The sequence below is a fragment of the Pseudomonadota bacterium genome, from assembly GCA_013285445.1.
Classification (GTDB): Bacteria; Pseudomonadota; Gammaproteobacteria; order Xanthomonadales; family Wenzhouxiangellaceae; genus Wenzhouxiangella.
Window position 1 is genome coordinate 2,209,098 of record CP053448.1, and the last position, 22,204, is coordinate 2,231,301.

Here is a 22,204-nt window from a genome sequence, read left to right on the forward strand (position 1 = left end):
GCCGGAATGACATGAAACGGATCTTCGATCTCGTGCTTGCCGTCATCGGCCTGGTGGCTGCCGCGCCGGTGATGGCGCTGATTGCCGTGGCGATCAGGCTCGACTCGCCGGGCCGGGTGATTTTTTCGCAGAAGCGCCTCGGCCAGCATGGCCAGACGTTCATGATCCACAAGTTCAGGAAGTTCCCGGATGACTGGGGCACGGAGGGTTCGGGCGTGACGGTGGCCGGGGACGTGCGCATGACGCGTCTGGGCCGGTTTCTCGAGCGCTCGAAACTGGACGAGCTGCCGCAGCTGTGGAACATCATCAAGGGCGACATGTCCTTTGTCGGACCCAGGCCGGAGAGCCTGGACTTCGCCGATCTGTTCACCGGCGAGTTCGAGCGCGTGCACGACTACAAGCCGGGCATCTTCGGGCCCAACCAGGTGGCCTACCGCAACGAAGCGGAAATGTATCCCCCGGACCGCAATCCCGACGAGTTCTACCGCAGCGAGCTGTTTCCGGCCAAGGCTCGCAACGATCTGGACTATTTCGCCCGCGCCAACCTGCTGACCGACATCGTCTGGATCGTGCGCGGCGTCTGGGTCAGCCTGATCGAGGCAGTCAACTGGAAGCGCCTGATTCGCCAGCGCGGCATCCACATGAGCTACGACAGTGGTGCGCTGGTGGCTGGCTGGGCCATCGGCAACCTGCTGCGCTTTGACGGCATTCCGTTTGGCAATCATCTGAACGTGTTCATTCACGGGCTGTGGCTGCTGCCGGTCGTCGTCATTCCCATGATGTTCATCTTCGGCAGCTACCGCCAGCCGGTCCGTCATTTCTCGCTGGCCGCCGCGGCCCGGATTGGCGGCACGGTGATGACCGGCTTCGTGCTGGTGGCGCTGGTGGTGCTGGCCTTGATTAACCGCAACGCCTCGATGATGGTCTTCCCCATCGCCACCGCGGCCAGCTTCCTGCTGATGGTCACAGGCCGCGTCTACTACCGCGAGCGCTGGCGCAGCAAGAAGCATTCGACCAGCGCCAGAAGCCCCACACAGCGCATTGCCATCTACGGTGCCGGAAGGCGCGGTGCAGCCCTGGCCGACCTGCTCGAAAGCGGCTTTGCCGAGGCCGAGGTGGTCGGCTTTATCGACGACAACGATCAGGACATGCGCGGCCGCGAGATTGCCAGTCGACGCGTGCTGGGCTCGGAGCGTGACCTCGGCACGATTCACGCCAGACATGCGCTGGACCAGATCTGGACGACATTCGTACCCGGGGTACTCAAGCGCCGGCGACTCGACGAGTGGTGCCAGGATCATGCTGTGGAACTGGTTGTCTTGCCGCGCAGCGAGCCGTTTCACCGCCTGCTGGAGGCTCAAGGGCATGCCACAGCACTGCACCCACCGATCGCCGCGCAAAACGCAGCAGGCCACCCGGACGCGCTGGAAGTCAGCGCCGATTGAAACTGTTGCCCGGCGCTGTCGCGCTAGCCGGCTTTCCGGGTAGCATGATTCCCCGGGTCGCGCCTGCCCCGGATCGGGGCCTGCAGAGATACTTAAGCCTCCCCTTGACTGATCGGCTGCAGCGACGGCACAGCCTGTCGCCAACACATTGAAGACGATGTTTGAAGCTGAGCGCAGCCTGATTGCACGAGTCTTTTTTGCGCTCGTTGGTGGTGATCTTGACGGCTTGTTGCCACCGCCAAACCAGGAGTTGCTCCGGCGTCTGAACCTCTCGGCGTATTGCATCGGGCTACTAGTCAGGCATGAGCGCCATATCGATCTGAAACTGAAAGGCCCGTATATGGCATCCCTGCTGGTCAGCCAGCACCGCTGGGAACGGCTGGAAAAGCTGATAAGCGGGCTCGGCTTGCTGGATATCAGGCCGGTGATGTTCAAGGGGGGCGCCCTGATCGCACGTTATCCCCAGTTCCTCGGAATGCGTCCAATGGCCGATCTGGACATCATCGTCCGCGCCCCGGAGCTCGAAAAGACGCTCGGATTCATGCGAGACCAGGGTTACAAAGGCCTCATCGGTACGGGCCGGTTCGGTCATCGTCTCAGCAAGGGTTGGGCAATGGTTCTCGGGACAGGTTTTGAACGCCAGAACATTGACCTTCACACTCGAGTCACCGAGCCGCCGGTTTGCACATCCCTGTCGAAGTCAATTCTTGAATCCAACGAGATGGCAAACGGCTTCCGTATTCCTGATGTTTATGACTGTATTTCGATGATCAGCCTGCATGTCGTTCGCAGCGGCATGGTAAGGCCCGTTTACGAATACCTGGACTTGCTGTGGTATGTCTGTCAACTTGACAATCTGCAGTGGCAACGCTGTCTGGAACGAGCCAGGCTCCACCGTCTTCTGCCCGCGCTGTACCTGTCGCTGCGCCAGGCAATCTGGTTAACCATGACCCGGGATTATCGCCAGCATCAGGAGTGCGAGCAGTTGCTGAACAGGATGAACGAGCTGGAAAGGCGGGTCGGCCGGACAAGAAAAAGGATAATAGCGCTCATGGCGCCCGAGCACTTGCCGCTCAAACCGAATCCAAAACTCATGCCACCATTGGTGCGTCGAAGCATCGTCATGGGAACAGGGATTGCCAGCGTACCGAGAGTTGCGGCGTCGTTTTGTCTTTACGGCACCGCCAGGCTGCTTGACAATGCCTTGCCTTCATCCGGCTAGCCCGAAGGCCAAGGGGTGGATGGCGACGCGGGTGGTTCGGATGGTGCCTGCGGCAGCATTCGAGAGGCCCGGGTCACCACCGCTGGCTGACCATACGCCAAGTCTGACGGTTGCCTTCAGACGTAAACAGCTGGGTTGATGCGATGCATGCAAAGATGATTGAGGTGTGGTTTTGAGTCGAATACTGGTGCTCGGCGGGGCGGGCTACATTGGCAGCCATATGGTGCGCCTGCTGGTTCGCAGCGGCCATCAGGTGGTGGTGGGCGACAACCTCTCGACCGGGCATCGCTGGGCGGTGGGTGAGGCCGAGCTGGTCGAAGTCGATATCCTCGACCGCCCTGCCCTCGATGATGTGCTGGCGTCTTGTCCGTTCGATGCGGTCATGCACTTCTGTGCACGCTCGCTGGTCGGCGAGTCGGTGCGCGATCCGCTGGCCTACTATCGCAACAACGTCACCGGTACGCTCAACGTGCTCGAGGCGATGCGTGGCGGCGGCGTGTCGCGGCTGGTTTTTTCTTCCACCGCGGCCATTTTCGGCGAGCCGGAGCAGGCGAAGATCGACGAAGACCATCCGGCCTGTCCGATCAATCCCTACGGGGCAAGCAAGTGGATGGTCGAGCGCATGCTGGCCGATGCCGCCACTGCATGCGGACTGCGTTCGGTCTCGCTGCGCTATTTCAACGCCGCCGGCGCCAGTCCGGCCGGTGATATCGGTGAGGCGCACGAGCCCGAGACCCACCTGGTTCCCAACATATTGAAGGCCGCGCTGGGCCACGGGCCACAGCTGAAGGTGTTCGGCAACGACTATCCGACCCCCGACGGCACCTGTCTGCGCGACTACATCCACGTTGACGATCTCGCGCGCGCCCATCTGCTGGCGCTGGACTGGATGGACAACCACGAGGGCGCACACTGCTTCAATCTGGGCAACGGCCGCGGCTTCAGCGTGCTGGAAGTCATCGAGGCCGCCCGGCGGGTTACCGGACGCGACATCGCCTACACCCTGGCCGCGCGCCGCCCCGGCGACCCGGCCATACTGGTGGCCAGCGCCGAGCGGGCACGCAGGCTGCTGGGCTGGGAGCCAGAATACACCCGGATCGAATCGATCATCGAGACGGCCTGGCGCTGGCATCGGCGCGGCGGCTCATGCGGGTGAATGACTGTTGCGCCGGTATCGATTCCCGGATGAAGGATTCCATGGCGCCGCTTTCGATCACTAACGCGCCCTGTTTGATCTGGGAGGTCTGGCGCTGAATGGGCTTGCCGGGCTGGCTCCTGATTCTGACCGGCTGCCTGCTGGTGCTCGCCGCTGCCTGGTGGGTCAGTCGACCGATCGGGCGGTTCTGGCGCTGGTCGTTCCGGCTGCTGATTGCCGTCACGCTGCTTGCCATGGTCTCGCCGCCGGCGCTCATCGACGCGGCACGATCCCTGATCGACTGGTTCGTTCCGGGCGCACACACGATTGGCAGCAGCGAGGGGGCGGCGTTTCTGGTGCACCTGCTCCTGTTCGCACTGATTTCGGTGGTTTTGTTCTGGCAGCGCCACGATCTGCGCGCCCTGCACCTGTTCGCCGGACTGGGCGCACTGGCCCTGACCACCGAGGGACTGCAGTATCTGATCGACGGGCGCTTTGCCAGCTGGTTTGATGTGGGGGTCAATCTGGGCGGCGTCGCGCAGGGCGCAATCATTCGCGCCCTGCGGCCGTCGGCGCCCTGATGCACACTGGAAGGCGTGGCGGCCAATGATCACATTGGCATCGGCTAAACCCGAAATCACACTCACTATCCTCACGAAAGCTTGACACAGTCGATAGTTATCGTCTAGCCTCCACATTGAAAGTGAGGCTTTGGCATCAGTTATGCTTTGCGTTACACCTCATTTTCATTTCAGCAATCCAGGGGAAGGGATTTTATGGACAGCAACCACGTGTGCACGGACCACGATCGTATACGTCGTGAAACCTATGAGTCGCCGGAGATAGTCTCCGTCGTTCGCCTGCATGAACTTGTGCACGGTGCTTCGGGGCAACAATCCGACGGCGATAATTTCCTGCCGCTCTGATCGCCTTTTCCCAACTGATTTCGCTGAATTGCGTGAATAAGTCAGAGGCCGCCCTCGAAATGCGGTCAACTGTGGCACCTAACAAAAGTGGGGTAAGACAATGGAAAAGACGACCCGGGTACTGTTCTTGATCATTGCCGGGCTGGCACTGCAATCAGCCTACGCGATCGATGGCGCAAACTCCACGGAACACATGATAAGCAAGGGTCCGGTCGAACGACTCCCGGACATGGATCGGTTTTACTCCGACCCGTGCTACATGTCGAACTGCGGCCGCGAACCGGTTGCCCAATCGGCACCGGGCCGCATTGATAGCCTGGGGGTCAGCCCCAGATCACCGGACTCGACGTTTCTCTCGATTTCGCCCTCCTACAGCTCCGGTGTTTCCTGCACGTCGCTGTTGGGCGTGGTCTCCGACAATGCCTTCATGACCGTGCTTCAAGACACCTTTACGGTCGGATCCAGTGGCGAAGTTCTGGTCCAGCTCAGTGCCGAACCACGGATTCAGCGTGAGAATGGATCATCGATTGCCGGCGTGGGCGCGGTCGGTGCACGCCTGACGCTCGAAGGCCCGGCTGGGTCCGGCAGCTCCACACAGACATTGTTTTCAAGGTGGATTCTGCACACTCCAATCGACGACACACTGATTACAACCGTCTCCAATCCCAGTGGCGTCAATCAGCCGGCGATCGCGACGGCCTCGGTATCACGATACCTCTCTGGGCTGACGCCTGGTGATTACACGATCAAGGCCAACTTCAAGTGGTCAGTCGTGTTTACAGACCTCCCGCTGGAGACTTCGACAATTGCCTTCGCCACGGGTCAGCGTGGCGCGCTGGTCTGTCAGCCCAACCTGATTGTCGAGACCTGGTAAGCGTCTGAGCTTCCCTCGCCGCCGCTCGGCGGGTACCTGACCCGCCCGGCGGAATGCAGGAGTCACCATGGCAGGTGTCGTCGCTTGCTACACGGGCACTGCCTGTATGCCCCCATCCGGTTGTCTGGATGCCATGGCAAACGCGGCGCCCTACCGGGGCGCTCTACAGGATCGTTTTGACGACGATCGCATTGCCCTTGGCATTCAGGGCGAGGCTGCCCTGCTGCAAACGGAACACTGGATTCTGGCAGCCGTGGGCTGGTTGCACGCCATCGACGGCGAAAGCACTGCAAGTCTGTCTGGCGCCAGACTGTTGCTCGACCAGCTCGAGTCCTGCGGCAGGGTAGACCCCCTCTCCATAGGCGGCCAGTTCACGGCAATCGCCTACCACCGCAAAACCTCCCACCTGGTTTGTATCAGGGACCTGGCCGGCTCATACCCACTCCATGCCGGTGTGGGCGATGAGGGCAAGTCTTTGTATCTGGCAAGCGATATTCGTCAGGTCAGCGCCGGCCAGCGTCGCCCGCTGTCCCTCAATCTGGCTGCGCTGCGCCGCATGCAGGATTGTTTTGAGCTGCCGGCCCCGGCAACCCCCTACCACGGCATCCTCCAGTCGCCGCCCGGTCAGACCTTTCGCATCGAGAACCCGGCCCAGTGGCGGCCACCTGACTGCCGCCAGCTGATTCCCGCACTTGCCGCGCGGGTCAATCAGCCGCCTGCGGCTTTGCCCAGTGATGAAGCGCTGATCGCCTATACCCATGCAGCTATTGAGGATTCAATGCGCGCCGCCTTCGACACACCGGACTGTTTCGTCAGCCTCAGTGGTGGCATGGACTCCAATCTGCTGATGCTGCAGGCACGCCGAGTACAACCAGCCGTACGCGCGGTTTCCTGCAGTTTTCCGGGAAGGACGTGCGACGAAAGTGACATTGTCCGCAAGCACCCCGGCGACCAGATCGAAATTGTGCCGTTCGCAACGCCGCAGTTTGATCAGTGGAAGGACGAGCTGTTCTCGCGCACTGACTACGTGCCATTTCCGGCATCGCAGGTTGGCCTGCAGGCCGCGCTGCGCGCATCACAGCTTGGCGCCAGGTACTTTTTCAACGGCAACGGCGGCGATGAGTTGTTCGACTGGCACGTGCGACATCTAGCGCTTTCTTCTCACGCGCTGGCTCATCTTCGGTTGATCGCGTCGCTGTCACGCGACCAGTCTTTGCAAGACTCCGCAAAGCTTGCGGCACGCATCCTGATTTCCACAGTCCAGCGCATCATCTCTCCTGAAAAGCCCAGGGCGCAGCTGGCCGCCAAACTGTTTACCAATCAGCACAGATACATGTTTTATCTTGCCGCCGAGCAACTTCACGCATCAGCGGGTATGGAAGCACGGGCGCCATATCGGGATTTTGCCCTGGCGAGAAAACTGGCTCCACTCATGCCGCTGGCGTCCTTCCTGGGCCATCGTCGCCGCGGCTTGCAGGCAGTCTTGATCGAAAGGCTGTCTCAAGGCCGCATCAAACTCGACCGCGCCATGAAGAAAAGCTATGACGAGTTCGCGTCGATTCAGGGCCTCAACCCGCACCCGCTTCTCGGTGCCACCCGGCGGGATCACTTTGCCGGTCTGCTGCCTGCCTTCATCGAATTCAAGACGCAACGCGAAGGCCTTGGCCTCTACTAGCCCGCATTATTCATGAATTCACTCGCGCCCTTGCTTGCGCCTTGTCCGCACAGCGGATTTTCCTCACTCGGAAATACAGCCTGGTATTCCGCTCGGTCGGAAAATCCGCTGCGCGAACAATCCCCTGCGCAATCATCGCGGCGATTCAGTAGAGTCGAGGAGGGGCGCGGTGGCCCCAGAGGGCTCCGTTTCCCTTCCCCGCTCATCAAACCGGACGTGCGGGTTTCCCGCATCCGGCTTTCCGACTGGATTCATCACGAGGCACACGGCGAGGTGTTCAGATGCACATCGCGCAGGCGCACCACGCCCAGACGATCGAAAACAACATCGATCGGCAGGCGCCGGGTCGCCCGATTGGGCATCTTATGCCGGCGTTTGAGGAAATGACGCACGCGATCTGCCACAAAGTGATCCACGGCCCGATAGGCCTGGTAACGCGTGCCATAACCGTAATACGACGACCAACCCGCCAGAATCTGGTTGAGTTCGTCTCGTACCGTCGGCCAGGCACCCAGATTACCCGGCACCAGAAGACCGCGGAGGCGTGTCTTGATGCGCTGCACGCTCTTGCGCGACGGACTTGCACCCAGATACCAACGACCCGTCTTCCGGTAACAGTGCGGACCAAACGAGTAGCCCAGAAAGTCGAACGTCTCTTGCCGCGCGTCGCACAACCGGGTCTTGTCCTCATTGAGGATCAGACCCAGCCGGGTCAGCACAGCCTGCGTCCACTTCAGTGCCGGTGTTGCCGTGTGACGACACAGGATCACGAAGTCGTCCGCATAGGAGACAATCTGCGCCTGCCAGGCGCGATCCCGGCCCGTGGAACGCCAGTATTTGAGCAGCCGGTTCATGTACAGGTTGGCCAGCAGCGGGCTGATCACGCCACCTTGTGGCGTGCCCCGGGTCTGCTTGCGCCCACCGGTCATGCGCTTGCCACCCTTGCCGTCGTCTTCTTCGATCGGCACCTTCAGAAACTGCTTGATCAGCCGCAGAAGGGCCCGGTCCACGATCCGGCGGGCCACCGATTGCATCAGCGCCTCGTGCGGGATCGTGTCGAAGTACTTCGACAAGTCAGCGTCCACCACCGCCGTGTAGCCCTGGCAGAGCAGTTCGTGCACTCTCCGGATCGCCTCGCCCGCACCGCGTCGGGGTCGGTAACCGTAGGCACTGTCGTCGAGATCCGCTTCGAAGATCGGTTCGATCACCAGCTTGACCGCCGTTTGCACCACCCGGTCCCGAATCGTCGGGATCCCGAGCGGGCGCTCACCGCCGCCTGGCTTGGGAATCAGAACACGCCGTACCGGCTGGGGCCGATACGTCTTCTCACGCAACTCCTCACGCAACCGATCCAGCCAGTCCGCCAGCCCTTCCGCTTCGATCTGGACAAAAGTCACCCCGTCCACACCCGGCGCTCCCGCTTTGGCACGGGCCAGCCGCCAGGCATGGAACAGAATGTCTTCTCGCCAGACCTTGTCGTAGAGTTGGTGAAACCGGCAGTCCGGTTCCGCCTTCGCCTTGCGATAAAGCTTTCTCTGCAAGCTCCTGATCCTGTCCGGTGTTGTCAGGCTCATCGCCAATCACCTCGTCATCGTTTGCTTCAAAAGCACTCCAGAAGTCAGGGCCCTTCCCTCCACCGGCATTACCCGGCTTCAACAGTACTATGGCCCTGTCCGACTCCCGCATCCGGCCACCGCGCCAGGCGCGGCGGCGAGGGTCGCGACCCCTCGCCGGATGCGGGTCTCCCCCGTTACCCGGTCTACCCTTCCAGCGTGCCGTGCCCACTACCCCGGCGGATCAAACGGGTGCATTCGTCGATTCCTTCCCCGTTCATGCAGCCTTCCCCGTTATTCAGGCGGGTCGGCATCCGCATCAGCACTTTCGAGGCCTGCTCAGACTTCACTCGCGTTACGGCCCGCTGGATCGCTCAACCGCCCAAGGCGGCCTTTGTCACGAGGCTTCAACCCCGCCAGTTACCCAGCGAAGCTGCTCGTCAGCTACCAGATCAAGCGACAACTATCTGGGTGGAACCTTCCTCCACTGGTAAACCGCGCCCTCGGGGCGCACTGAATAATGCGGGCTAGGGGACCTCAACCACCCGGTCGGCCAGCTTGAGCAGGCCCGGCCGGTGGGTGATAAGAATGACGGTGCGGTTTCGCTTGACCGTTGCAAGGGTGTCGGCCACCTCGGCTTCACCGGCTTCATCGAACATCGAGGTGGCCTCGTCCAGGACCAGGATCGGGGCGGGCCGCAGCAGCGCGCGGGCCAGGGCCAGACGCTGCTGCTGGCCTCCGGAGATCCGCGCACCGCGCGGGCCGAGCATAGTGTCGTAGCCGTCGGGCAGTCCCTCGATGAATTGGCTCGCTGCCGCCTGGCGGGCGGCGCGTTCGATTTCCGCCTGCCCGGCTTCAGGCCAGCCCAGACGAATGTTGTCGGCCAGCGTGCCCTGAAACAGCCACACACGCTGTGGCACCAGGGCAACGCTGCGGCGCAGTTGCCGCGCGTCGATTTCCCCGATGTCGACGCCATCGAGCGTGATGCGGCCGTTTTGCGGTCGATAGAATCGCAGCAGCAGCCAGATCAGGGTGGACTTGCCGCAGCCATTCGGCCCGGTCAGGGCCACGCATTCGCCGGCACGGATGTGCAGGTTGAAGCGATTGAGCACCGGCCGGTCAGGGGCGTACCCGAAGTCGACCTGGCGGTAGACAATGCCGCTTTGCAGCTGCTGCGGCGCTGGCCGGGAACCCCCGGCTTGCTCGCCCGGGATGGCCAGAGCTTCAAGCAGCCGCCCCAGCGCGCCCTGGGCGGCACTCCAGCGTCCGTAGGCGTCGGCCAGGGCCGACAGCGGTCGGGCGATGAACACACCGTAGAGAATGAGCGTGACCAGTTCACCGGGGCTGAGCTCGCCGCGCGCCAGGGCCGGGCTGGCCAGCACGATCAGGGCGATGATTCCGGCCATTGCGACAAGCTGAATGGCCGGACGCAGCGGCGACAGCGCCAGGCGCAGACGACGCGCTTTGGCCAGCGCCTCGGCTGCACTGCCGGCATAGGCCTGCTGCTGGGTCGCCTCGCGCGCTTCGGCTTTGATGACAGGAAGCAGCTCGATGGCCTGCTCGGCCACCGATACACTCTGGCTGTGGGCATCATAGAGTTCGCGCGCGCGCTGGCGGATGCTGCGCATCCAGAACCTCAGCGCCACAACCCCCACGGGGACCGCGGCAACGATGGCCAGCGCCAGCACCGGCTGCAGCCTGGCCATCAGCACCAGGGCGCCTGCGCAGGTCAGTACCGCCGGCACCAGACCCGGCAGCGCGCCGGACAGGAAGGCCGACAGCGCTTGGGCATCAGTGGTCAGCAGGGAAAGCTGGTCGCCGCGGGCGCGCTGCTCGTGCTCGCTCATCGGCAGTTCGAGCAGCCGGTTGAAGACACGACAGCGAAGGGTATAGAGAATGTCATCGCCGACGCGGGTCATGGCCAGGCTGCCGACGATGCGTGCGGCGGTCAGCACCAGCATGACCGCGATCAAGGTCGCCGTCACCGCGCCAAGCGACCAGCCGGGCTGGTCGCCGATGAGTGAATCGGCCAGCCGGCCGGCCAGCAGGGGCAGCGTCAGCGTGGCGCCGGCCTCGATCAACAACAGCGCGCTTGCGCCGGCCAGCCGCAGGCGATGCGGCTGCAGCAACGACAGACTGAAGGTCAGCGGTTGCAGGCGGGGATCGGAGCGCATAATGCAATCGTGATGGGGTGGTCGCCATGATAGCCTAGTGGGCCACGCCCGCCCGGCTTGTTGAACTTCCGAGGATACCAAGTTGAGTTTTGATCGCATCCGCAGGGCCTTTGCCGATGGCCGGCTGACCGCCAATCCACTTGACGACGGCAGCGGCGTGGTGCTGGACACTGCCGGTGAGCGGCTGCTGACGATGAATGCCACCGGCATGGCGCTGGTGCAAGCCATCGAGGCTGGCACGACCGATGAAGCCGCCCTGACCGAGGTGCTGACAAGCCGCTTCGAAGTCGACCAGGAGCGCGCGCTGGCCGACCTGCGCCAGTTTGTCGAGCGCCTGGTCGAAGCTTTGAACTGAGCCGACGCCGTGGGCATGTGGCGGCGTTTGGGGCAGTTGCCGGGCGATGAGCGTGCCGACCTGCTACCGGCCGCGTGGCGCCTGGTGGTGGTCTGGCTGCTGCTGGGTACGGTCGGCCCGACGCGCAGCCGCCGCTGGCTCGGTCGTTCGGCCAGCAAACCCGCAGTGTCGGATGATGAACTGGCCTGCTGGCGGCGCCGGGCGCTGGGGCTCAAGCGAATCGGGGCCCGCCTGCCCGGTGCGCGCTGCCTGGCGCGCTCGCTGTGTCTGTGGTGGTGGATGCGCTCGGCCGGGCTGGACGCGATGCTCGAAATGGGTGTGCGCCGCGATGAAAGCGGCGCCGTTACCGGCCACGCCTGGGTCAGTATTGGAGGCCGGCCGGTCGACGAGACCGCCGCAACCGTGGCCCGTTTCCAGCCGCTGCGCTGGTCCGACTGGCCCGATCAGGTCGTGATCGATCAATGAACCGCCCGCCATGCGACTGATCGAGGATCATGCGCCCGGCAACACATGCCTGGCAGCCGAAACAACCGGCCATGCGCTGACGATATCCATGCCGGCAGCCGACCTGGCCGCCGCGCTGGGGCAGGTCAGCCAGCGCTATGACTGGACGCAGCGCCGCGGCCAGCCGGCACTGATCGTCGACAACCCCGGAGCCCGGCGGTTCAGCGACGCGGCGATCTTCGAACAGGCTTTGGATGACGGTGATGTTCGCCTGACCAGCGGTGCGCCCGGCGAGCTGACTGTCGGCGCCGGTCAGCGCCCTGAGCCGCGCCTGCTCATGCCGCGAAGTTTCGTCTTGCTGACCGGCCAGCAGTGGGCGCGCAGCGGCGCCCTGCCCGTGCATGCCGCCGTGCTGGTCATTGATGGCCGGGGCGTGCTGGTCATCGGCCAGCGCGGCGCCGGCAAGTCGGTTCTGGGTCTGGCCGCGGTGGCTGCCGGCCACCGCCTGGTGTCGGATGACTGGGTGCTGCTGACGCTCGACAGCCACGGCCATCCCGCGGCCGAACGTCTGCGTGAGTTTTTCATGCTGCGCCGAGGCTGGGCCGCCGACCAACTCATTCAGCGCCTGTCCGACCTGCCCTTCTCCACCGGCCAGCGCCCCAAGACCGCATTCCGGCTGGAAGACCGGACCGACGTGCGCTTTCCGGCCGGCGCGCCGATTGAGCAGGTCTGGCTGCTCGAGCGCCCGCGCGCCGGCAGAGCCGAGCGCAGCACGGCCACGCCGGTACCGCCGTCGACAGCACTGGCCGCCATCATCGAGGCCAGCATTGCGCTGCTTTTCAGCCAGACCTTTCCGCACGAGCGCCGCGCCGTGCTCGACACCCTGCAGGCACTGCTGCGCAACACGCCATGCCGCACAATCACCACCGGCACTGATCTGGTCGAGAATCCGGAGCAGACTTTGGCCAGGTTGATGCAACATCGATTCTCGTCAACGCCGTGATGCGGGTGTCCGCCCTGGCGGTTTCGATACCCGGAGCGGTGAGCCAGACATGGCCTTCGACGGGTTTGTGGCGGGCCGGACGAACCCCGAGGTGCACGACCGGGACCAGCCCGCAGCGCGACCACAGGTTGAGCAGGATCAGCGATCGTCGATAGCAGCGGCCGGTACCGTATGGGGGCAAGACAGGCAGCAGTGCATTGACCATGCCAGCCAGCATGCGCGGATCGGCGATGCTTGCCGGCAGTGGCTTGCCGCGGCGAAGCTGCCCGACGCGCTGGCGCATGCCCATTGGTCCTTCAAGCCGGGCCACACGCCGCGCCGCGGCCAACACATAAGGCAGCGCCTGCAAGCAGGCCAGCGGGCTGTGCAGGAACCGCAAGGCAATGCGGATCGGTCGTGGGCCGGCCATGTCAGGCCACGATCCGGACCGGAATCGTTGCGGACCGATCCGCTTGTTCGAGGCCGGAATCGATCACCGCGGCATGGTGACAGGCCCTGCTGGACGGGCCATACAGACTGCCGTCTTCTTTCAGCGCCAGGGCGTGGCAGCGGCCGCAGTAGCTGCTTTTCTCGCAGCTGCCGCATACCGCCAGGTCGGCCCGCCGGATGCGGCGGATTTCTTCGAACCAGGCCGAGTTTTCCCACACTTCGCGAAAGGACCGATCGCGCAGGTTGCCGCCGGCGCCGGGCATGATGGTGCAGGCATGGACGTTGCCGGCAGAGTCGATGCTCGCGGTTCGAGTCGCGGCGCCACACAGCGGCAGCGAATCATCGCCGGCCCTGCCTTCGTCCGGCGACCAGCATCCGGTATAGCTGTCGTTGACGACAGGCAGCAGATCACGCTTGTCCACGGCCAGCGCACAGGGCGCCGAATCCCCGTCCCGCCGGGGAAGAATGTTGGGGTCGGCGCGGAACGTCGCGCCGATGCGCCGGGCGTAGTCGGCCACGTCGTCAATGCAGTGACGGTTGAGCGTCAATACCGGGGTTTTCAGCTCCAGCTCGACGTCGCGCTCGAGCAGGCGCTCGATCCCGGCCAGGGTGCGGCGGAACGATCCGCGCCGGCAGGTGATCCGGTCGAAGACTTCGGCGTTAAGGCTGTAGAGCGTGATCTCGACCGCGCAGCCCAGCTCGGCGAGCTGGTCGGCGCGCGGGTTGTCGATCAGGTAGCCGTTGGAAAAGAGTCTCAGGCTGAAGCCCAGCCCGCGGGCGTGCCGGGCGATGGTCAGCCAGTCCTTGCGCAAAAACACTTCGCCGCCGGTCAGGGTCAGCCACAGGGTGCCCATGTCGGCCAGTTCCTTTAGCAGCTCGAGCACGCGTTCGGTCGAGAGCAGGTCGGGCGCATGGAAATCGGCGATATAGCAGTGCTGGCAGCGGTAGTTGCAGTGGTGGGTCAGCTCCAGCGACACCGCCAGCGGGATCTGCCGGCGGGTGGCGTAGTTCAGCAGACCGGCATGACTTGTGAGTCGGCTGCTCATGCGGCTTCCGTCAACAGATTGAACACTGCCGTATCCGGTCGAAAGCTCAGCGCGTAGACCGGCACCGCCCGAACCAGGGCCGTCAGCCGGTCCAGTGCCTCGCGCCGGCAGGCCGCCGAGGCCATCGGCCACCAGATGTGCCGGCACAGCTCTCTGGCCGCCTGCGCAGGGCCGAGCCGGTGCATTGCGTGGACGCCTCGACGACGCGGGTCCAGCGTCAGAATACCGGCCAGTGGCGCAGCGCCCGGCCGATGGCAGGCAAACGGCAGCGACTCGGCAATCCATTGCCCGTCAACATATCGGACCGCATTGCTTTCATCGGCCACGGCACTGGCCCCGGCCAGACCGGCCAGGGTTGATTTCCCGGCGCCCGATTGGCCAACGGCCAGCCATCCGGCCCCGGCCTGCAGCACAAAAGCGGAGTGAAAAATCAGGCCACGATCCGGGTAGATTACTGGCAATAGCTGGCGGATCACATGTTCGGCCGGGTAAAGCGCCGAGGGGCCACACACGGTGGCCCGGGTCGCGCCAAAATCGATATCCCCGAAGAAGGTTGCGCCGGTGACCCGACAGCCGCCATCGCGCGGGCTGATCCCTACCGGCTCGTTAAAGGCGCTGCGCGGCGAGCCGGAAAACGGCAGTGGCCCGCCATTCGACCGGTGCCACAGCTCGAACGCACTCATCCCCTGGCCAATGGCGGATCCGAATCGAATACCGGCATGCTTCAGCCAGTGCGCATCGTCCGAGACGAGCTTTAGCGTCACTGCACCGAAGGCCACGCTCAGCATGCTTGCGGACTGACTGCCTGCACCGCTCGAAACCGGTCTCAAGATCACCTTCGGCCGGCTAACAGGATGGGTCCGGGTTTGCGTCGCAGGCAGCGCTCTGCCCGGGGCAAAAAGCGCCGGACTGGCCGAAGTTGCGAATCTCCTCGCGCCAAAGCAGTTGTGGCGATGATGCTGTTGCAATCCATTCCTGCAGGGCCGATCGCTGTGCTGCGTCCAGTGGCCGGACTTGCCCGAGGTCTGCCGCAACCAGCAAACCACACTCGATGAGCTCGTCGATAAACACGGTCCAGGCGCTGTGGCGTTCGTGATCCAGTGTGCCGCCGGGAGTGCCGAGCAGGTGCTGCGGATCAAGCGCACAGTCGTCCATTTGCCGCAACAGGTATCCGGCAGACGGGCTGAGGCCATACATCCAGTTGGCGTCGAGATCGATGACAACGGTCTCGTCGCCGATTTCACGCCAGGCCAGTTGCGGGTTTCTAATGATCATCCTCTGCCTCTTTCCTTGGTTCGCCAATCGGTGTCCGGTTCGGTGTTGCGGGTTTCCAGGTCAAGGCCTCAAGCGGGTGAAGCCCGTCTTTTCCTGACACCTCTCATTCCAGAATATAAAACTCGACCGCCTTGGTACACGGATTGTCTCCGTCGCCCAGATACGCCTCCACCGTCCACAAGCCATAGAGTGAGTTGGTCGAAATCAGCGTACCACCTACCGGCAGCGCAACCGGCACGTCGAAGAAGCTGTCGCCGTTGATGCGCTGCTCTTCGGCCCGGGCGACAGCCACGGGGTGCGGATAACCGGGCAACCGTCGTTCGGCGCGATCACCCGGGTTGTTGGCAAACGGCACGTCGATTTGCTCGTAGAGATGACCGTTGGGGGTGTAGAACCGGAAGGTGGCCACCGAATCGGACAGCCCCTGCCGGGTCACGCGCAGCCTGAATCCGGCATCGATCACTTCGGCAGCGCTGAAGCGCGGTTCACTGCCAGGGCGACGGGACGCGCTGTGTTCAACAGCGGCAAGCTCGATGCAGCGGGCGTTGAGTGATTCACCAGACACGAAGTCATCGACACGCTGCAGCGTGACCGGCGCCCGGACTGGTGGCCCGGGATCCTTTGTGATGCCCAGGTCCCGTTGCCCCATGGCCGGGCTGCTCAACACCAACGAACTGACCAGAACAACCACTGTGCCATGCCATACGGCGACCGGGCGGAGAAGGCTCTTTCGGTTCATCGTGTTCACTCCTGGACAGTGATTGGGTGATCGACCGCGTAAATCACGCCGGCGTCCGTTCCGACCTTGATATGCCCGCTGGCAACCCGGTATGAAGGCGCGCCGACCGCGGCGCTGCCGTCGCCGAGAATGACCGACCCTGTGACGCTGCCGCTGCTCGTGCGGTCCAGCTGGTAGAGCCGTCCATTGCCGCTGCCAACCAGAACGTCGTCGCCCAGCAGCAACGGAATGGACGGGCTGTCAATGGCAGTGCTCCATTGTGTAGCACCGGTGCCATCCAGGGCCCAGACCGTGTTGGTCGTACTGAGAATCAGGTGGCCGTTGCCGGCTCGCCAGACAAAGCCCTTGACGGCGCCGTCATCGAGACTCGTTTGCCACAGCAGACTACCGTCGGTGGCGTTCAGCGCAATGACGCGGCCGTCATTGGTGCCTGCATAGACCACGCCATTGTGCAGCACCGGCGAGCCGTCAATATCGCCCACGGCGACAGACCAGGCCTTGCTGGCCGAACTGGTCGCCACGTTCAGTGCCCACATCGTGTGATCACTGCCGGTGGCGTGCGCGCGGCTGGCGAAATAGACCCGGTCGTTGGCGTAATCAACGGCCGGACCGCCGCTGATGATGCCAATGGCGCTGCTGCCACCGCCGTTGTCGAAACTCCAGGCCTGCGTGCCATCGGCCAGGTTCAGGCCGTAGAACGCGTTGTTGCCCGAGCTGTTACGGGTCCCGACAAACACCTGGTCGACAGAACCGCCAAAACCGCTGAACATGAGCCCGACCGAACCCTGCAGCATGCTGCCGAGCTGGCCGGACTGCCAGACCGCAGCGCCGCTGTCGGCATTGATGGCATACACCCGACCGTCCTGGGAGCCCATGAAAACAACCTTGGCCCCGCCGATGGCATTGGGCACCACCGGCGGGCGTGACTGAACACCACGGTTCATTGCATGCGGCGTCCAGTTCGACGGCCAGGTCCCGCCGCTGACGCCGCTGTCGATGCCGTGCAGGATCCGGTCGTTGGAAGTCGCATAAACAGACCCGATTCCCGGCGGCGTCATGGCCGTGGCGCCGGTGCTGTAGGCCCACTTGACCGGGCCGGCGGTGTCCATCGGGCGGCCTGAATTGAAGCGGCCAGCCGAATATTCGCCGTTGCCGTTGTCGACGAACACGCCGTAGTAGTAGGTGGTGCCGTTGGTCAGGCCGGTGTGCTGGTAGCTGTCCTTCGCCCCGGCCGTGCCGTTGACGGTTGCCACCAGGGTGCCGTCCGACGGCCCCGTCGGGTAGGCGTCGGTGCGCATCCGGATTATGGCGTTGTTGTAACCGGAGCCGGGGTTGATCCACTCAAGCGTGTTGCTGCCGTTGGCGGAGGCGACGGTCAGGTAGTCGATGTTTTCGGGGGTGGTGCCGGCGATATCGCAAGAACCACTGGCTGCGGCGCTGACAACGACATCGTCGATGAACCAGCCGTCGTCGGTCACGGTACAGTCGGTAATGGCCGTAAACGCAATATGGAGGGTCTGACCGGCGCAGCCGCCGGTGCCGCCGGTAATGCCGTCACAAACGGCGTCCAGATCAACTTCCGTATCGACGAAACTGCCGCGGCTACCCGTCCAGACGCTGATACCTCCTGCGCCAGTTGGCGGACATAAGTTGCTCAGGCCCGTATCGTAGGCGGGACCAGCAAGGAAACTGGTGTCGCTGACCAGACTGTACGATGAGCCATCCAGTGACACTGCCAGGGTCAGGCCATCAAAACCCGACTCCATTTCATGCCGATGCGAGAAGGCGAGCTTGACCGCGCTGCTGCCGGCAGGCACGTTGATACCGCTGCCGCCGCCGGGCTCGGCAAAGGTGAAGTAGTCCGATCCATAGTTGGTCGCGCAACTGGTGCCGCCAAAGCGGAAAATGCCGCTGCCGCTGCTGGCCGTGCAGCTCTGGATGCCGCGCCACGATTCAGTGGGTGCGCCACTGACAAAGGTACCGAGCACCCAGTCATCCAGCCCGCTGCCGGACTCGAAGTCGTTTTCGTAAAGCGTTCCGCCAACGCTCAATGTGTCGCTGGCCGAGACCTGGTTGGTATCCTGATTGCCGTTGGCACACAACCCGCTTCCGCCATTGGTGGCGTCTTCGGCCTGCACGATGTAGTGATACTCCGTGCCTGTCGCGGCGGTGGTGTCGTCGAAGAATTCTGCGGTTACACACGAGGCAATCAAGTTCGATACATCGGGCGTGAAGCCGGCGCTGGTGGAGCGATAGACGTTGTAGACCAGCGGATCGCCACCCGGACAGTTCGAAGTGCCGGCGTTCCAGGACGCACGCAGGGCACAGCTGCCGTCGGTCGGCGCGACTGACTGGACACCGGAAAAGTTCGGGGCGTTGCTGCAGTCGCCGGTGGCGTAGATGGACACCTCGCTGGACTGGGGCGACTCGCAGGCTGCGCCGTTGTGGTAGGCGGAGACCACGTAGTGATACTCCACGCCGCCGTCAAGGCCGGTATCGGAATAGCCGGTTGCCGTGACGCCCGAGGCAATCTGGGTATAGGGGCCGCCCGAAGAGGTCGAGCGATAAACCCGGTAGCTGTCGGCATCGGTGACCGAATTCCAGCTCAGATCGACCTGCCCCGCTGATGGCGCCGAAGCGCCCAGGCCGGTCGGGGCGCTGAGGTCGCCGCAGACAAAGCCGGTGACCGTGGCCGAATCCTCGTTGGACGGCGAGGACTCACAGCTGGGGTCATTGAACGCCGTCACTTCGTAATAGAACGTCTCGCCGGCGGACAGTCCGGTATCGGAATAGCTGGTCGTGGTCACACCCGAGGCAATCTGCGTGAACGGCCCGCCCGATGTGCCGGCGCGATAGACGTTGTAGCTGTCGGCCGTGACCCCGGTCCAGCTCAGGTCGATCTGGTTGTCCACACTGACAGTCGCGGCCAGACCGGAGGGGGCGTTGGGGTTCTGGCATGGGAGCCCGAAAACCGCGCCGGCAACCAGCGCATAGGGCTGCGTGTTGGTGCCGGCGCCACCGTTGCCCGGCACGCTGTAGCCGATCACGCGGACCGTCCACTGACCGGTTTCCGGGCTGGAGACGTGAACCCGTTCGACGTTATTGAGCCGATCGGCGCTGCCGCCGCTGTAGTCATTTCGATTGGGGTAATAGATCGTGTTGCTGGGCGACTCGACTTCGAGGTCCAGGTCGTTGATCAGCTTGACGCCGGAGCCGGTTGCAGCATAAGGGTCGGTCCAGGCGAGGGTGACGCGCAGCGGGTCGGCGTTGCTCGCCACATCGAAGGTGTAGGTATCCTGGTTGCCCGTTTGCAGGCCCGCAGTGACGTCGCGCACAAACATGCCGCGACCGGCATCCTGCCCCCATCCCTCACCGGGAAAGAGGCTGCCCATGAGGTCGACCCGCCCGTAGCCCTGGGCATTGTTGGGCGTGTCGTTGGGGCTATCCCAGGACGGCGGGAATTCCTGCGTGCTGCCGGTGCCGTACTGCCCCGGGCTCATGTCGAAGGCGCCGTTGATCAGCGTCGCCTTGACCAGAGCCGCCGAGGGATTGAATCCATCGCCGCTGACCGGGCTGCCATGCGTGGTGTCGGTGTTGTTGGGGTGCCAGCCATCTTCGTAGTACTGACGCACCAGCAGCGCCGTTCCGGCCAGCATGGGATTGGCCATCGATGTACCGCCCATGCTGACGTAAAAGCTCTCCAGACCGGGATCAACGTTGCACAGGCCCCAGCCGCCGGTGGCGGCCTGGGATTGATCGGTGCGCACGGAGATGATTCCGATGCCTGGTGCCGCCAGGTCCGGCTTGATGCGGTCGTCGGTGGTCGGGCCGCGGCTGGAAAACGCGCCCATGCCGCTCGGGTTGTCGGCCATCTTGTCGGAATTGATCGGATTGACGGAATAGGCGCAGCCATTGAACCAGCCCCAGGCCTGTTGTTCCGTGCTGTTGCTGACGCTGCAGTCACCGGCCGGGTATTCGTAGATGAAGCCGGGCCGGGCGTTTTCCGAAGCACCGACCGCGATCAGGCTCTTGCCGGTGGCCGGGGGCGTGATCGACATGGGATCAATAATGCCGTCGATCGGGTCACCGGTGCTCTGGCATGAAGTCCCATAACGCTGCCCGTCCACGCCGGAATTGCCGGCCGAAAAGGTGATCAGCATGTCGGGGTTGTCCCACATGAAGCGGTCGATATCCTGCGACTCGCTTAAATACTGGCCGTAGCTGCCGCCGTAACCCCAGGAGTTGGAATGGACACGGGCACCATCGTTGTAGGGCGGCTGAAACAGATTGGCCAGGTTACTCGGGAGCCCACCCAGGTTGCCGCCACTGTCCATGACCGACTGAAACACCAGATCAGCCTTCGGTGCGGCACCGGCGTAGCTGCCGGCAAACTGATTGTTGGCGGGATCGGAGCCGGATTCCACACCACCGCCGAGCATTGAGCCGGCCACGTGGGTGCCGTGACCGCCGCCGCTTGATTCGGGATCGGACCAGTCGTTGGTGCGGCCCAGGGCGTAGGCCTGGATGACGCGCATGGGGTTGGTGCCGGAACCGCTTTCCCCGAAATCCCGGTGCAGCGTGCTGAAATTGCCGGTCGACAAGCCGGTATCGGCAACGGCGCCAACCTGCCCTTCACCGCGAATGCCCTTGGCCCAGACCGCCTCCACGTCGAGCACCGGACCGGACTGTGAACCGCGCCCATTGGTCACTGAAGTCGAGGTCAGCCCCATGTCGTTGTGCAGGCGCGGCTTGGTCCAGCGCTCGGTCCAGAAGACGCCCGGATGCATGACCGCCTTGCGAACAATTCCCGCCGCGCCCCGGGTCTTGACGCGCCAGTGACCGTCGACCAGCACGATATCGGTCGAGGAAAGCCCCAGCCCTCTCAAAAAATCGACGACCGACGACTCACGGGGATAGTAATGCCGATCAAGAACCAGACGAATGTTGAGCTCGTGCGTTGCATCGGACTCGATGACGTAGTCCAGCAGCGGCGGAATACGCCAGGCCGGCTGGTAGTAGCCGCCCCAGTGCACCTGGGAGAGCGTATGGATCCACTCCCAGTCATTTTCGTCCAGCTTGACCAGGTAGGCGTATCGGGGCACGTAGTTGAGGACTTCCACGCCACGCTCTTGCAGCAATCGCCGCAACTCGGCCTGATCGCCTGGCGACCTGGCCTGGACCAGAAAGTAGTCGCGCTCCTCCAGTCGAAAGGGCTTGTGGATCACTGAAGGGTGAAATGAAGAGAGATCCGGGTTGCGAAAAAGCACTTGCCCCGACGGGCCAGCCGACACAAGGTCTGCGGTCTCGAAACGGTAGGCGGCCAGGTCAATGAACAAGGTGTCCGAGCTGTAGTCAACCGGGTCGAAACGTTCGGAAAACGGAAAGAGCGACCGCCAGTCCGGATCGACCACAATTACCGGTTCATCAAAGCCACTGGGCTCAATCGGTGCCGGAACCTCGCTGCGCCAGCTACTGGAAGAGGCGACCGCAATGGAGCCAACCACGAACAGAACCACACCCGGCAGCAGTACCCACAGCAGCAGATTCAGGCTGCGCCGTTGCTCAACACGTTTTTCCATTCAAAGTCTCCCTTGCTCTCTTGAACTCGACCTGTTTCCAGGATGCTGTCAGCCGTTGACCGGCAATCTGTGACCCGGCGACGCATGCACGGAGGCGATGCCCGACAACCAGACACTCAAAACGCCAATAACCCTGAACCCCCACAGCCGATGAAAAGCTGGATTTCAATCTGGCGGCCCGTTTGCAGACCGCGAACCCCTGGTGCGGGACCAAGCTTACCCATAATGCCGTCACCGATTCAAGGCGACTGCACGTCAAACAGGCAAACGTTGAGTATTTTTTAAACAGTTCCGCGAAACACAGCTGGAATCTTGATTGGCATCAATACA

The 22,204-nt window shown here is 63.4% G+C and carries 17 protein-coding genes; 9 read left to right on the plus strand and 8 right to left on the minus strand.

Translation table 11 applies throughout. The features are described 5' to 3' along the window. The first annotated feature begins 11 nt into the window (after positions 1-11). The 6 genes from HND55_09990 (at position 12) to HND55_10015 (ending at position 7,277) form a co-directional block, all read left to right on the plus strand. On the plus strand, positions 12-1,445 hold the full coding sequence (locus HND55_09990; protein ID QKK02943.1) for a hypothetical protein: 1,434 nt from the start codon (positions 12-14) through the stop codon (positions 1,443-1,445). A gap of 157 nt (positions 1,446-1,602) precedes the next feature. Then, on the plus strand, positions 1,603-2,667 hold the full coding sequence (locus HND55_09995; protein ID QKK02944.1) for a hypothetical protein: 1,065 nt from the start codon (positions 1,603-1,605) through the stop codon (positions 2,665-2,667). A gap of 166 nt (positions 2,668-2,833) precedes the next feature. After that, entirely contained in the window at positions 2,834-3,823 is a 990-nt protein-coding gene (galE, locus tag HND55_10000; protein QKK02945.1) for a UDP-glucose 4-epimerase GalE, read from the plus strand. Positions 3,824-3,927: 104 nt separating this feature from the next. Then, positions 3,928-4,383 (plus strand): hypothetical protein, encoded by a 456-nt coding sequence (locus tag HND55_10005; GenBank protein ID QKK02946.1) that lies wholly within the window; start codon positions 3,928-3,930, stop codon positions 4,381-4,383. Positions 4,384-4,828: 445 nt separating this feature from the next. Further along, positions 4,829-5,602, plus strand: a complete 774-nt coding sequence (locus HND55_10010; protein ID QKK02947.1) for a hypothetical protein — start codon at positions 4,829-4,831, stop codon at positions 5,600-5,602. 253 nt (positions 5,603-5,855) lie between these two features. Continuing rightward, complete coding sequence (locus tag HND55_10015; protein QKK02948.1) at positions 5,856-7,277, plus strand: hypothetical protein; 1,422 nt, start codon at positions 5,856-5,858, stop codon at positions 7,275-7,277. A 254-nt stretch (positions 7,278-7,531) separates the two neighbouring features. Here the strand turns inward: HND55_10015 and ltrA are convergent, their stop codons facing one another. Beyond that, positions 7,532-8,857 (minus strand): group II intron reverse transcriptase/maturase, encoded by a 1,326-nt coding sequence (gene ltrA / locus HND55_10020; GenBank protein ID QKK02949.1) that lies wholly within the window; start codon positions 8,855-8,857, stop codon positions 7,532-7,534. Between the two features lie 500 nt (positions 8,858-9,357). Further along, positions 9,358-11,004, minus strand: coding sequence for an ABC transporter ATP-binding protein (locus HND55_10025; GenBank protein QKK02950.1), 1,647 nt, complete (start codon positions 11,002-11,004; stop codon positions 9,358-9,360). Positions 11,005-11,086: 82 nt separating this feature from the next. Between HND55_10025 and HND55_10030 the strand changes: the two genes are divergently transcribed. From HND55_10030 to HND55_10040, 3 genes are read left to right on the plus strand one after another with little or no spacing between them, the layout of a single operon-like run. Further along, positions 11,087-11,359: a PqqD family protein gene (locus tag HND55_10030; GenBank protein ID QKK02951.1), complete on the plus strand. Its 273-nt coding sequence runs from the start codon at positions 11,087-11,089 to the stop codon at positions 11,357-11,359. A 15-nt stretch (positions 11,360-11,374) separates the two neighbouring features. Continuing rightward, a complete protein-coding gene (locus HND55_10035; GenBank protein ID QKK02952.1) occupies positions 11,375-11,824 on the plus strand; it encodes a lasso peptide biosynthesis B2 protein in 450 nt (149 codons plus the stop codon). Positions 11,825-11,834: 10 nt separating this feature from the next. Further along, positions 11,835-12,806, plus strand: a complete 972-nt coding sequence (locus HND55_10040) for a hypothetical protein (GenBank protein QKK02953.1) — start codon at positions 11,835-11,837, stop codon at positions 12,804-12,806. Here the strand turns inward: HND55_10040 and HND55_10045 are convergent. From HND55_10045 to HND55_10070, 6 genes are all read right to left on the minus strand, one after another. Next, positions 12,724-13,215 (minus strand): lasso peptide biosynthesis B2 protein, encoded by a 492-nt coding sequence (locus HND55_10045; GenBank protein QKK02954.1) that lies wholly within the window; start codon positions 13,213-13,215, stop codon positions 12,724-12,726. The genes HND55_10040 and HND55_10045 overlap by 83 nt on opposite strands. Before the next feature lies 1 nt (position 13,216). Next, entirely contained in the window at positions 13,217-14,281 is a 1,065-nt protein-coding gene (locus HND55_10050; GenBank protein ID QKK02955.1) for a radical SAM protein, read from the minus strand. After that, positions 14,278-15,111 (minus strand): hypothetical protein, encoded by an 834-nt coding sequence (locus HND55_10055; protein ID QKK02956.1) that lies wholly within the window; start codon positions 15,109-15,111, stop codon positions 14,278-14,280. Before HND55_10055 ends, HND55_10050 begins: the two co-directional genes overlap by 4 nt. Positions 15,112-15,127: 16 nt before the next feature. Then, positions 15,128-15,556, minus strand: a complete 429-nt coding sequence (locus HND55_10060) for a hypothetical protein (GenBank protein QKK02957.1) — start codon at positions 15,554-15,556, stop codon at positions 15,128-15,130. 103 nt (positions 15,557-15,659) lie between these two features. Further along, the gene (locus tag HND55_10065; GenBank protein QKK02958.1) at positions 15,660-16,295 is read right to left on the minus strand and encodes a hypothetical protein; all 636 of its coding nucleotides are present in this window, start codon (positions 16,293-16,295) and stop codon (positions 15,660-15,662) included. A 5-nt stretch (positions 16,296-16,300) separates the two neighbouring features. Then, entirely contained in the window at positions 16,301-21,874 is a 5,574-nt protein-coding gene (locus tag HND55_10070) for a S8 family serine peptidase (protein QKK02959.1), read from the minus strand. Between the last annotated feature and the right edge of the window lie 330 nt (positions 21,875-22,204).